The organism is Curtobacterium sp. Csp1 (genome assembly GCF_013347185.1).
Map to the genome: position 1 here is coordinate 882,227 of NZ_CP054594.1, position 12,447 is coordinate 894,673.

The window sequence follows — 12,447 nt, forward strand, 5'->3', positions numbered from 1 at the left end:
TCGGCCCCGTCGTACCGCCGAGTGTCATATAGCGGACACTCCGCCGAAAGGAATCCCACAGTGCTCATTGCACAGCGCCCCACCCTGACCGAGGAGTCGATCTCCGAGTACCGCTCGCGCTTCGTCATCGAGCCGCTCGAGCCGGGCTTCGGTTACACCCTCGGCAACTCGCTGCGCCGCACGCTCCTCTCCTCGATCCCCGGCGCGGCCGTCACCAGCATCCGCATCGACGGTGTCCTCCACGAGTTCAGCACCGTGCCCGGTGTCAAGGAAGACGTCACCGAGATCATCCTCAACATCAAGAGCCTCGTCGTCTCCTCGGAGCACGACGAGCCGATCACCGCGTACCTGCGCAAGCAGGGTGCCGGTCAGGTCACCGCCGCGGACATCTCCGCTCCGGCCGGTGTCGAGATCCACAACCCGGACCTCGTCATCGCGACCCTGAACGACACCGCGCGGTTCGAGCTCGAGCTGACGATCGAGCGTGGCCGTGGCTACGTGTCGGCCACGCAGAACCGTTCCGAGTTCAGCGAGGCCGGTCAGATCCCGATCGACTCGATCTACTCGCCGGTCCTCAAGGTCACCTACCGCGTCGAGGCGACGCGTGCCGGTGAGCGCACGGACTTCGACCGCCTGGTCGTCGACGTCGAGACGAAGCCGGCGATCTCGCCGCGCGACGCCATCGCGTCGGCCGGCCGCACGCTGGTCGAGCTGTTCGGTCTCGCTCGCGAGCTGAACACGGCGGCCGAGGGCATCGAGATCGGCCCCGCGCCGGTCGACGCGGTGCTCTCGAACGAGCTGCAGACCCCGATCGAGGACCTCGACCTGTCGGTCCGCAGCTACAACTGCCTCAAGCGGGAGGGCATCAACACGGTGTCCGAGCTCGTCGCCCTGTCGGAGACGCAGCTCATGAACATCCGCAACTTCGGTCAGAAGTCGGTGGACGAGGTCAAGGACAAGCTCACCGAGCTCGGCCTGTCCCTCAAGGACACCGTCCCCGGATTCGACGGCGCCCACTTCTACAGCGGGTACGACGAGGACGAGTCCAACTGACCTCGCGCGAACGCGCACGCGCGCTGACGCGCGCACCACTTTCACCACTGGAGAACTGACATGCCGAAGCCCACCAAGGGCCCCCGCCTCGGTGGCGGTCCCGCCCACGAGCGCCTGCTGCTGAGCAACCTCGCCAACGCCCTGTTCACGCACGGTCGCATCACGACCACCGAGACGAAGGCCAAGCGCCTGCGTCCCGTCGCCGAGCGTCTCATCACGTTCGCGAAGCGTGGCGACCTGCACGCGCGTCGTCGCGTGATCAGCATCCTGCGCGACAAGTCCGTCGTGCACACGCTGTTCACCGAGATCGCCCCGCAGGTCGAGGACCGTCAGGGCGGCTACACCCGCATCACGAAGCTCGGCTTCCGCAAGGGTGACAACGCGCCGCTCGCCTCGATCGAGCTCGTGCTCGAGCCGGTCTCGGGCAAGCCCGCCCCGGTCAAGCGCGACGCCGCCCCGGCTGCTGCCGCGCCGGCCGCTGCCGAGACCCCCGCCGAGGAGGCCCCGGTCGAGGAGACCGAGACCACCGAGGAGTCGGCCCCGGTCGAGACCGAGAACGAGACCGAGGCTGCTGCCGAGGTCGAGGACGACGCCGCCGCCAAGGGCGACGACGCCGAGGCTGACGACACCAAGTAGGGCACCGCACCACACCGAGGAAGCCCCCGCGACGCACGTCGCGGGGGCTTCCTCGCGTTCCGGGGGTGACAGCAGGGCGGACGGGAGGCACGGGGCGAGCCCGCCACGTGCCTCCCGTCCGGACGGCTTCACAGCACCCCGCACGTACCGTGGCCGCGTCATGGCACGAGCAGAGCGGATCACCGGCGCGGGGCGCCGCGTGTGGCAGTGGAGCCGCGACTCGGGGACGCAGCCGCGGCTGCTGCTCGCGGCGAAGGCCGCGCTCGCGGCCGTGATCGCGTGGACGCTGGCGAAGTACGCCCCCGGGGTGGCCGCCGAGTACCCGTACTACGCGCCGCTCGGGGCCATCGTCGCGATGCGGACGACCGTGTTCGCCGGCATCCGTGCGGGGGTGCAGACGCTCGTGGGGATCACGCTCGGGATCCTCATCGCCGGGTTCACGATGCTCGTCGGCGACCCGGGGGTGATCGCCGTCGCGCTCGTGGTCGGGCTCGGGGTGCTCGTGAGCGGGTTCCGGATCCTCGGCGAGGGGTACTCGTGGGTGCCGATGGCGGCGCTCTTCGTGCTGCTCGTCGGCGGGGGCAACGCCGAGAACTACTCGTTCGCGTACGTCGTGCAGATGGGCATCGGGATCGCCATCGGCCTCGCGGTGAACTTCGTGATCGTGCCGCCGCTGCACTTCTGGGACGCGGAACGGCGCATCGACCAGGTGAACGGGGTCCTGGCGGAGCACCTGGACGACCTCGCCGACGTCCTCGACGAGGGCGAACCCGACGTGCACGCGTGGGACCGGCAGCAGGCGAAGCTCGACCGGGCGATCGCGGACGTGCGGGACCGGGTGTCGGTCGCGCAGGAGAGTCGCCGGATGAACCCGCGCTCGGCCCTCCGCGGCTCGCGGGCCCGGCTCGCCACCGACGGCGCTCGGTTCCGTGCCCTGGAACGAGCCGCTTGGTACACGACGGACCTCACCGAACTCGTGGCCAGTTCCGGTCCGGTCGCGGACAGCCTCGGGCGCCCGGACCCGGCGTTCGCCGGACCGTTCGCGGCGGCGCTCCGCCAGGTCGCCTGCGTGGTGCGCGGCGAGTGCCCGGAGGACGAGGGTGACCGTGCGATCGCGCGGCTCGAGGAGGCGCTCGACGCCAGTCGCTCGAACCCCTCGCACGTGACCGTCACCTCGAGTGCGATCATCGCCCTGCGCGGGGTGCTCGAGTCGGAGAAGCGCGCGACCGAGGACGTCGACACGAAGACGGGACCGTTCGGCCGGAAGCGGTGACGGCACCGGCTCCGTAGACTCCGACCGTGCCGAACGACTGCCGGATCAGCGTGCTCGGGCCCGTGTCGGTCGCCGATCGGTCCGGGGTGCCGACGGCCGTGCCGGGTGCGCTCGCGCGGGTGTTCCTCGTCGCGCTGGTGCTCGCCCGGGGGCAGACCCTGACGACCGAGGCGCTCATCGACGAGCTGTGGCCGGAGGAGCGTCCCCGGGGCGCCCGTGCGGCCCTGCAGACGCTCGTGTCCCGGCTCCGCCGGAGCGTGGCGGACGGCCTGGTCGTCTCGACGAGCACCGGGTACGCGCTCGGTGGCGGCGACGACGGCGACGTCGACCTCCTCCGCGCCGAGCGTGCGGCCGCGAGCGACGACGCGGCCGCCGTCCGTGCGGCGCTCGATGCCTGGCGCGGCGACCCGGGATCGGACGTCGAGGGAACTGCGGGCGAGGAGCTCGCCGAGCGTGCGGCCGCGGCGCGTCGTGCGCTCCGACGACGGCTCGCGGGGCTCCTGCTCGACGCCGGTGACACCGCCGAGGCCGCCGCGGTCTGGCTCGCCGAGACCACCGCGGACCCCTTCGACGAGGTGGCGGTGGCCGGGTGCATGCACGCCCTCGCCGCGGACGGCCGGGTGACCGAGGCGCTCGCGGTGTTCGCGGCGCACCGGGACCGGCTGGTCGAGGAGCTCGGGGCCGATCCCTCCGCCGAGCTCGTGCGACTGAACGCCGACCTGCTCCGCCGCTCAGTCCCGACCGCAGGTGCCGCGCGACGGATCGGCCTCCGGGCCGCGCCGAACGCCCTGGTCGGGCGCGAGGCCGACCTCGCCGCCGTCACGGACCTGCTGGCGCACCACCGGCTCGTCACGGTGCTCGGTGCCGGTGGTCTCGGCAAGACCCGGCTCGCGCAGGCCGTCGCGGCGGGACTCCCCGCGACGACGGCGGTCGTGGTGTGCGAGCTCGCCCCGCTGACCGACGCCGACGACCTGCTGCCGGCGCTCGCCGCGCTGCTCGGGATCGCCGAGGTGCGCTCGGCGCGGTCGATCCGGGACGCCGTCGCCACGGACCTGCGCAGCCGCGTCGTCGGGGTGCTCGACGACGGGCCGACCGTGCTCGTGCTCGACAACTGCGAGCACCTCGTCGCCGGGGTCGCACGGCAGACCGCCGAGCTGCTCGCGGCGGCGCCGTCGCTCCGGGTGCTCGCGACCTCGCGCGCACCGCTCGCCGTCGCCGGCGAGGTCGTGGCCCCCCTCGCCCCGCTCCCCGTCGCCGAGGACGGGGCTGCCGTCCGGCTCTTCACGGACCGTGCCCGCGCGGCCCGCCCCGGAGCGGTGCTGCCGGTCGACGCGGTCCGGCGCATCTGCACGCGGCTGGACGGGTCCCCGCTCGCGATCGAGCTCGCCGCCGCGCGCGTCCGCGGCATGAGCGTCGAGGAGGTCGAACGACGGCTCGACGACCGGTTCGCCCTGCTGCGCGGCGGTGACCGCAGCGCCCCCGAACGGCACCGCACGCTGCTCGCGGTGATCGAGTGGAGCTGGCGGCTCCTCGACCCCGGGGCGCAGGAGCTCCTGACCCGGCTCGCGCTCTTCCCGGACGGGGTCCCCGTCGACGCCGTCCAGGCCGTGGCGCCGGGCGGGGACGACCTCGTGGCGTTCGACGACCTCGCCGAGCTCGTCGAGCAGTCCCTCGTGCAGCTCGTCGAGACCGAGGGGGAGCCGGTGCGCTACCGGCTGCTCGAGACCGTCCGCGAGTTCGGGGCCGCACGGCTGACCGACCGTGGCGCGATCGACGAGGTCCGCGCCGCGATGACGTCCTGGGGTCGCGGGTTCTCGGCGGCGCGGAACCTGTTCGCCACCTCCGGTCCCGCGCAGCTCGTCGCGTTCCGGGAGGTCCGGCGGGAGGCCGAGAACCTCGTGACGCTGCTCCGGTGGGCGCTCCGGGACGACGACGTCCCGACGGTCGCGCACGTGTTCGCGGCGCTCGCCGGGTACTGGACGTTCCGCGGTACCCACGGCGAGGTCGTCGCCGCCGCCCCGGACGTCGTGGCCCTGCTCCGCGACCGACCCGTCGCGTCGGACGCCCGCGCGGCGACGGTCGTCTCGCTCGTGCTCTGCGGCGCCTCGGCGGCGTTCGGGGACCTGCGGACGAGCGCGCGAGCGATCTCGACGCTCCGACGGCTGCGACGGACCGGCACGACGGGGCTCCCGGTGCTCGACGCCGAGACCGACCTGCTCCTGTCACTCGGCCGACCGGCCGAGGGGACGGCCCTCCTCGTGCGCCTGCGGGAGGACCGCGACCCCGGGGTGGCCTGCCTCGCGCACATGCTCAGTGCACCGCTCGCCGAGAACGCCGGGGAACCGGAGGCGGCCTTCCGGTACGCCCGACGCGCCGCCGAGCTGTCGGCCGTGACCGGGGACGCGTGGACGAGCGGCTCGGCGGCGGTGACGCTCACGCAGCTGCACGCCCAGGGCGGCCGGTACGCCGAGGCCCTCGCCACCGCCGAGGCGGCCCGCGAGCAGCTCGAGCGGTTCGGCGCCGACGACGACCTGTACGAGATCAGCTGGACGGTCGGGCTCGCCTCGGCCGCCACCGGCGACCTGCACCGGGCCCGCACGATCGCCGAGGACCTGCGCCTGCGTCCGGTGACGCTCCGGGGTGGGCCGCAGGACGGTGCGGCGCAGGTGGGGGTGCTCGCGCTCGCGATCGACGCCGAGTGCGCGCGGTGGGCGGGCGACCCGGACCGGGCGGCCGCGGCGTACACCGCGGCGTGGGACCTGCTGCGGGACCCCCGCACCCGCGCGGTGCACTGGCGACTGATGGCCGGCGCGGCCCGCATCGCCGCCGTCGACGAACACGAACGAGCACGTGACCGCGAGCACGAACGCGAGCAGGAACCCGAACGCGACCGCGGAAGTGGTGGACCCGACCGCGCCGCGGACGCGAACCGGTCCGACGGTGCCGCCACGCGCCTCCCGGCCGGCGAACGCGACGTCGCACGCCGTCTGCGGACCGGGGCCCTCGTCCAGCTGCGCCTGCGGTCCGCGTGGCTCGACATGCCGGTCGTCGGGACCGCCATGCTCGGCCTGGCGATCGCGCTGCTGCGGGACGGCCGCACGGCGGACGCGGCCCGCTGCTGGGCGGTCGCCACGCGGGTCGGCACCCGGCAGGACTACGCCGTCCTCGCGCACGCACGGGTCCGGCCGCTCCTGGTCGCCGGTGTGGGCGAGCAGGCACTGGCGGACGCCGAGACGACCTCGTCCGGCTGGGGCCCGGACGAGGTCGTCGTGCGGACGCGGGCGCTCCTCGAGGAGCTCCGCGTCGAGGGGTGAGGCGCACCGCGCAGCGGGGCCTCAGGCCTTCCGCATGTACGCGCGGACCGTCAGCGGCGCGAACACCGCGACGATGACCGCGGCGCCGAGCAGGCTCAGCCACAGGTCGCCGCTGACGGTGCCGTGGTTCACCAGGTCGCGGACCGCCGTGATGAGGTGCGAGACCGGGTTGACCTCGGTGAACCACCGGAGCCACGCGGGGAGCGTGTTCGTCGGGACGAACGCGTTCGACAGGAACGTCAGCGGGAAGAGCACGAGGTTCGCGATGCCGGACACGCTCGACGCGGTGCGGGCGATGACGCCGAAGTACGCGAAGACCCAGCTGATCGCCCACGCGACCACGATCACCAGCAGGGCGGCGAGCAGCACCGCACCGAGGCCGCCGGCCGGGCGCAGGCCCATCACGATGCCGACCACGAAGGTGATCGTCGTGGCGATCGCGTACCGGACGGTGTCGGCGAGGAGGGCACCGGCCAACGGGGCGATGCGGGCGATCGGCAGGGAGCGGAAGCGGTCGAAGACGCCCTTGTCCATGTCCTCGCGGAGCTGGACACCGGTGACGACCGACGACGTGATCGCCGTCTGCACGAGGATGCCGGGGATGATCACGGGCAGGTAGCTGCCGACGTCGCCGGAGATCGCCCCGCCGAAGATGTACGTGAACATCACGGTGAAGACGATCGGCATGAGCGTCACGTCGAACAGCTGCTCGGGCGTCCGACGGATCTTGACGAGGCCGCGGTACGCCATCGTGAACGACTGACGGACCGTGGCGGCGAGGCCGGAGCCACCGACACCCGGACGCGGGGTGACCCGGGGTGCGGCGGTGGTGGTGGGTTCGAGGACGGTGGTCATGCGAGGCTCCCTTCGAGCGCGCGCTCGGTCTCGGCCTGGTCGTCCGGGGACGACGGCGAACCGGTGATGGTGAGGAACACCTCGTCGAGCGTCGGCTTCTGCACGCTCATCTCGGCGAGGGAGACACCCGCGTCGCGGAACGACACGAGCAGGTCGGTGACGCGGTCGGGCGCCGTCATCGGTGCGGTCAGGCGCGCGCCCTCCGGGCTGACCACGGCCGGCGTGCCGAGCACCCGCTCGACGAGCGTGGCCGCCGTCGCGAGGGACTCCGGGTCGGCGTCCGCCAGGCGCAGCTGCAGCGAGGCCGTGCCGACCGAGGACTTCAGGTCGTCGGCGGTGCCCTCGGCGACGACGCGGCCGTGGTCGATCACGGCGATGCGGTCGGCGAGCTGGTCGGCCTCGTCGAGGTACTGCGTCGTGAGCAGCACGGTCGACCCGGTCGCGACGAGCTCCCGGATCGTGTCCCACATCTGCGCGCGGGTCCGCGGGTCGAGCCCCGTGGTCGGCTCGTCGAGGAAGATCAGCGGCGGCTGCGCGATCAGGCTCGCCGCCAGGTCGAGGCGACGACGCATGCCGCCGGAGAACGCCTTGAGGGGACGGGAGGCCGCCTCGGTCAGGCCGAACCGCTCGAGCAGCTCGGTCGCCTTGCGCTTCGCGTCGCCGCGGGACAGGCCGAGCAGCCGCGCGAAGATGACGAGGTTCTCGGTGGCGCTGAGGGTCTCGTCGACGCTCGCGTACTGCCCCGTCACGCCGATCAGGGAGCGGACGGTCTGCGGCTCGCGGCGGACGTCGTGGCCGAAGACGCGGGCCTCGCCGCCGTCCGGCTTGAGCAGGGTCGCGAGCATCGAGATGGTGGTCGTCTTGCCGGCGCCGTTCGGCCCGAGCACGCCGTAGACGGTCCCGGCCTCCACACGGAGGTCGACGCCGTCCACGGCGCGGTTCGACCCGAAGGTCTTGACGAGGCCGGTTGCCTCGACCGCGAGGGGGGTGGTGGTCATCGGGATGGTCCTTTCGTCGATGTCGGTGTCGATCGTGCCGACGGGCACTCACGCGCCACTGACGCGGCACTGACACGGGTTGACACGCGCTGACACCGGCGTACAGTCGCGCGGCACGGCGACCGCCGGACGGGAGGCGCGCCCCGCCCCCGGTACGCTCGCTCGCGTGGACGAGACGGTCGGTTCGGGAGCGGTGCGTGTGCGTCTGGACGTCGCGTACGACGGGGCCGCGTTCTCGGGGTGGGCTCGGCAGCCGGGCCTGCGGACCGTGCAGGGGGCACTCGAGGACGCGCTCGCGACGGTGTTCACCCGGTGGGGCGAGCCGCCGCTCCTGACAGTCGCGGGACGCACCGACGCGGGGGTGCACGCGACCGGACAGGTCGCGCACCTGGACCTGTCGGCGGAGCAGTGGGGCGCGCTGACCCGACCCCGCCGGTCGGCACCGGACGGGCCGCCGCGGACGTCGCTCGACGGGCTCGTCAAGCGGCTGAACGGGCTCGCCGGGCGCACCGGGGACGTCGTGGTGACGCGGGCGTCGGTCGCGCCGGACGGGTTCGACGCCCGGTTCTCCCCGCTCTGGCGGCGCTACGAGTACCGGGTCGCGGACGCCGCGGCCGGTCGCGATCCGCGTCGTCGGGGGCACACGCTCTGGCACCCGACGCGGCTGGACCCGGTGGCGATGGAGCGCGGTGCGCTGACGCTGCTCGGGCTGCACGACTTCGCGACCTTCTGCAAGCCGCGCGAGGGCGCGACCACGATCCGGACGCTGCAGGAGTTCCGCTGGGACCGCGAGCCGGACGGCGTGCTGGTGGCGCGCCTCCAGGCCGACGCCTTCTGTCACTCCATGGTGCGCGCGATGGTCGGCGCGACCATCGCCGTGGGGGAGGGCCGCTTCGGCCCGGACCGGCTCGAGGAACTCCGGGTCGCCGAGCAGCGGACCAGCGCCTTCGCGGTCGCGCCCGCCGTCGGACTCACCCTGACCGAGGTCGGGTACCCGGCCGACGACGAACTCGCGGCCCGCGCGTCGCAGACGCGTGCGCGGCGGACGGACGACGAGCCGGACGCCGGTACCGTCGGGGCATGAGCTCCCGCGAACCCCGGTCCGTCGTCTCCGTCGCCCCCGGGGTCGTCTTCGTCGAGGGGCCGGTCTCGAACTGGGTCGTGCTCGCGGAGGAGGACGGCGTCGCCCTCATCGACGCGGGCTACCCGGCGGACAGCGACCTCGTGCTCGAGACCGTGCGCTGGGCCGGGCACGACCTCGCCGACCTGCGGCGTGTGTACGTCACCCACGGGCACGTCGACCACGTCGGTGGGATCCCGGGCATCCTCGAGCGGCACCCGCACGTCGAGGTCCTGGCGCACGCGGACGAGGTGTCGAACGTGCGTGGACCCTCGCGGCAGCAGGTCACGACGGCGGAGATCGGCGGCCGGCTGGCGTCGCCGCGGGTGCTCCGGTGGCTCGCCCGCGCGATCCGGTCCGACGCGCTCCGGCCGACCACGGTGCCGAGCGTCCGGGCCTTCACGGGAGCGGACTTCGAGGGGCGGGCGATCACGCCGTTCCCCGCGACCGGGCACACCGACGGGTCCACCGCGTACCTCCTGCCGGCCGCGGACGCGATCGTCACGGGGGACGCCGTCGTCTCGCGGCACGACACGCAGCCGGCGTCGTGGACCCCGCGGCCGCGGATGATCACGCCGTTCTTCACGGCGGACCTCGGCGTGGCGCTCGAGTCCGCTCGGGCGCTGCCGATCCCCGAGATCGTGTTGCCGGGGCACGGGCCGGCGGTGCACCGGGTCGGGCGGGAGTGGGTGCCGGTCGGGTCGTGATCGAGACATCGGGCCGACATGTTCCGGTAGGTGAAAGGCCTTCTGGTGTCTGGTATTTCATACTGAAGTACCGATAGGGTGGTTCATGCGGCGACGACGCCGCACAATGATTGGGGAATCACCATGAACAAGATCCGCACTGTGGGGATCGTCGGAGCGATCGTCACCGGGGCGATGCTCAGCACCGTTGGCGCGACCGCAGCCTCTGCGCAGCCCGTCCATGCCTCCTCGGTAAGCGCGGTAGCGTCCTCCGCACCGGCCGCGTCGCTTCCCGTGCCGCGACACGGGGGCGTCATCGCTTCGTCCGGCGGCTCATCGACCGATGGCATCCCGATCAAACCGATCGTCGACTGGCTGAAGAACAACGCCTCATCCGTCATCCCGGCGCTCAAGACGGCGCTGAAGAACGGCTTGAACGCCTTCAAGAACTGGTGGAACGGCCTTGCCGGATGGATCCGAGCCGGGATCAACGCGATCGCCCAGATGAGCATCCAGGAGATGTTCTCGGCGCTGTGGAACTACTTCTTCGGATGATCTGTACATCGCCGGGTGGACCGGTCCACCGCCGGTCCGCCCGGCGACGTCGAGAGGAACCAATGGTGCTCGAACTCCAGAGCGTCTGGCTGCGCGGCCGAGGCCGGGCTCGACCTCGTATCCACGATGCCTCGATCCAACTGGAGGCTGGGCGCGTGTACGGGTTGATCGGACCCAACGGTGCTGGAAAGTCCTCACTCCTCGCGGTCCTCGCGGGGCTCGTGCGGCCAGACCGGGGGACCGTCCGTGATGTTCCGTGGCAGCGTGGCGAGCCGATCGGCGCAGTGTTCGGAGATGTCGACATGCACCGAGGGCGAACGGTCCGGGAGACACTTCTGCTCCGATCTCGACTCGTGGGACGTACTCCGGACGAGGCCGAGTCGATGGCCGTGCGGGTCGGACTCGGGGCCGTCCTGAGACGCCGGGTCGCAGCGCTCTCGCTCGGGATGCGGATGCGACTCTCGATCGGCGTCGCGTTGCTCGGATCGCCGATGCTCGTGCTGCTGGACGAGCCGATGAACGGTCTCGACCCCGACGGCATCGAGTGGATGCGTGGCGTCGTCTCGGATCTCCGACAGGCAGGGGCGACCGTGGTCGTGTCCAGCCACCTGCTCGGCGAGCTCGAGACGATGATCGACGACGCGATCATCGTGAGCCGAGGCGAGATCGTCTGTGTCGAATCGATCGCCGACACGGCGGCCCGGGGATGTGACATCGAGGTCGATGAGCCGGCCCGACTCCTTGCGGCTATGTCGGATCGCGGCGTTCCGGCGACGATGCGCGGTCGTGTGGTGCACGTAGAGGGGACCGCCCCGGACACCGTCCGAGTAGCAGTGTCGATCGGCTTGGACGTGACCAGAGTCGGGGTATCGGGCAGGGTGCTCGAGAGTCTCTACGGCGAAGTCGCTTCGGCAGAGTTCGAATCAGAGGGAGCACGATGACCTCGTTCGTGACGATCACGACCCTCGAGGTGCGGAAGCGACTCGACACGGCCGGTGCAGCGGCGGGCTTCGGCGTACTGGTGGCGCTCGTCGTCGCCTGCTGCGCGTTCAGCGTCTCACTTGTCTCGAGGTCCGCGAACTTCGACGTCGGTGAGGTCATCGTCACCGCAGGTCTTCCTGCGGCGTTGGCGGCTTCGATCGTGGGGGTCGTCGTCGGCGTGGGCGATGCGGCTCGCGGCGGGGAACGGGACGGTATCCTCGCTGGCCTGACGCGTGACTCGATCTTCGCTGCCCGTTCGGCTGCCTGCGCGGTGATCATCTCCGCGGTCGTCCTGTTCACCGTCATGTGCGGCTTCGTCGGCACCGGTGTCGCGATCCTCATCGGGGGCCACGTGGCTTCGTGGGACGTCGGCCAGCCGGTCGTGCAGGTCGCTGCGCTGTCCTATTCGTCGGCGGCGTTCGGTTTCGGACTGGGAGCGTCGCTGCGGTCGCTGGCCCTTGGCCTGGTCAGTGTCCTCGTCGTGATGCTCGTGGTCGACATCGTTCTCGGCTTCCTCGGCACGTGGACGGCGTACGTACGGTTCGGGACGCTGCAGAGCGGGCTGACGGGAGAGGCATCTGCGCTCCCAACGGTCAGTTCGGGCCTGATCTGGGTCGTACTGCCGATCACGGCAGGATGGATCAGGGCGCGGCGGGTAGCGACGTGACGGGCGCACCGTCAGCGGAGAAAGTCGGTCGAGCTCGTCGATCGATCACGGTCCTCCTCGTCGTCGTCGCCACGGTGGCCCTCTTCACAGTCGGGGTGGCCGGGCAGGATCCGGTGATCCGCTGGATCGCACTCGCCGTGGCCGGCGCGGCAGCCACACCGTCGCTGGTACTCGCGAAGAAGCGCGGTAACCTCGCGGGCTGGTACGTGCTGACCACGGGCGTGATGGTGCTGCGCCTCCTCACCGGGAAGTGAGGCCGACGACGATGTTGTCGAGCGCAATCATTTACCTGGGCGCAACCTGAGGGAC

The 12,447-nt window shown here is 72.2% G+C and carries 12 protein-coding genes; 10 read left to right on the plus strand and 2 right to left on the minus strand.

Features of this window, described 5'->3' with window-relative positions; all coding sequences use genetic code 11:
* Positions 1-60: 60 nt before the first annotated feature.
* From HUN58_RS04425 to HUN58_RS04440, 4 genes are all read left to right on the plus strand, one after another.
* The gene (locus tag HUN58_RS04425) at positions 61-1,053 is read left to right on the plus strand and encodes a DNA-directed RNA polymerase subunit alpha (RefSeq protein WP_058742348.1); all 993 of its coding nucleotides are present in this window, start codon (positions 61-63) and stop codon (positions 1,051-1,053) included.
* A gap of 60 nt (positions 1,054-1,113) precedes the next feature.
* Positions 1,114-1,689 (plus strand): 50S ribosomal protein L17, encoded by a 576-nt coding sequence (rplQ, locus tag HUN58_RS04430; protein ID WP_114849354.1) that lies wholly within the window; start codon positions 1,114-1,116, stop codon positions 1,687-1,689.
* A 160-nt stretch (positions 1,690-1,849) separates the two neighbouring features.
* Entirely contained in the window at positions 1,850-2,962 is a 1,113-nt protein-coding gene (locus HUN58_RS04435) for an aromatic acid exporter family protein (protein WP_114849355.1), read from the plus strand.
* A 26-nt stretch (positions 2,963-2,988) separates the two neighbouring features.
* Entirely contained in the window at positions 2,989-6,276 is a 3,288-nt protein-coding gene (locus HUN58_RS04440) for a BTAD domain-containing putative transcriptional regulator (protein ID WP_114849356.1), read from the plus strand.
* Between the two features lie 21 nt (positions 6,277-6,297).
* Here HUN58_RS04440 and HUN58_RS04445 read toward each other — a convergent pair whose 3' ends face one another.
* Both HUN58_RS04445 and HUN58_RS04450 read right to left on the minus strand, forming a co-directional pair.
* Positions 6,298-7,131: an ABC transporter permease gene (locus HUN58_RS04445; protein ID WP_058743221.1), complete on the minus strand. Its 834-nt coding sequence runs from the start codon at positions 7,129-7,131 to the stop codon at positions 6,298-6,300.
* Positions 7,128-8,129, minus strand: coding sequence for an ATP-binding cassette domain-containing protein (locus tag HUN58_RS04450; RefSeq protein ID WP_180225984.1), 1,002 nt, complete (start codon positions 8,127-8,129; stop codon positions 7,128-7,130). The genes HUN58_RS04445 and HUN58_RS04450 overlap by 4 nt, the downstream gene beginning before the upstream one ends.
* A gap of 166 nt (positions 8,130-8,295) precedes the next feature.
* On the opposite strand from HUN58_RS04450, the gene HUN58_RS04455 reads away from it, so the two are divergent.
* The 6 genes from HUN58_RS04455 to HUN58_RS04480 all read left to right on the plus strand — a co-directional run bounded on the left by HUN58_RS04455 (position 8,296) and on the right by HUN58_RS04480 (position 12,392).
* Positions 8,296-9,213, plus strand: a complete 918-nt coding sequence (locus HUN58_RS04455) for a tRNA pseudouridine(38-40) synthase TruA (protein WP_114849357.1) — start codon at positions 8,296-8,298, stop codon at positions 9,211-9,213.
* Positions 9,210-9,956: an MBL fold metallo-hydrolase gene (locus HUN58_RS04460; protein WP_141863142.1), complete on the plus strand. Its 747-nt coding sequence runs from the start codon at positions 9,210-9,212 to the stop codon at positions 9,954-9,956. Before HUN58_RS04455 ends, HUN58_RS04460 begins: the two co-directional genes overlap by 4 nt.
* A 123-nt stretch (positions 9,957-10,079) precedes the next feature.
* Positions 10,080-10,490 (plus strand): hypothetical protein, encoded by a 411-nt coding sequence (locus tag HUN58_RS04465; protein ID WP_141863140.1) that lies wholly within the window; start codon positions 10,080-10,082, stop codon positions 10,488-10,490.
* A 62-nt stretch (positions 10,491-10,552) separates the two neighbouring features.
* Positions 10,553-11,431 (plus strand): ABC transporter ATP-binding protein, encoded by an 879-nt coding sequence (locus HUN58_RS04470; RefSeq protein WP_257222209.1) that lies wholly within the window; start codon positions 10,553-10,555, stop codon positions 11,429-11,431.
* An 80-nt stretch (positions 11,432-11,511) separates the two neighbouring features.
* Positions 11,512-12,138, plus strand: coding sequence for a hypothetical protein (locus HUN58_RS04475; RefSeq protein WP_180225986.1), 627 nt, complete (start codon positions 11,512-11,514; stop codon positions 12,136-12,138).
* Positions 12,135-12,392 carry a hypothetical protein gene (locus HUN58_RS04480; RefSeq protein ID WP_141863136.1) on the plus strand — a complete coding sequence of 86 codons (258 nt, stop codon included), beginning with the start codon at positions 12,135-12,137 and terminating at the stop codon, positions 12,390-12,392. The genes HUN58_RS04475 and HUN58_RS04480 overlap by 4 nt, the downstream gene beginning before the upstream one ends.
* Positions 12,393-12,447: the final 55 nt, after the last annotated feature.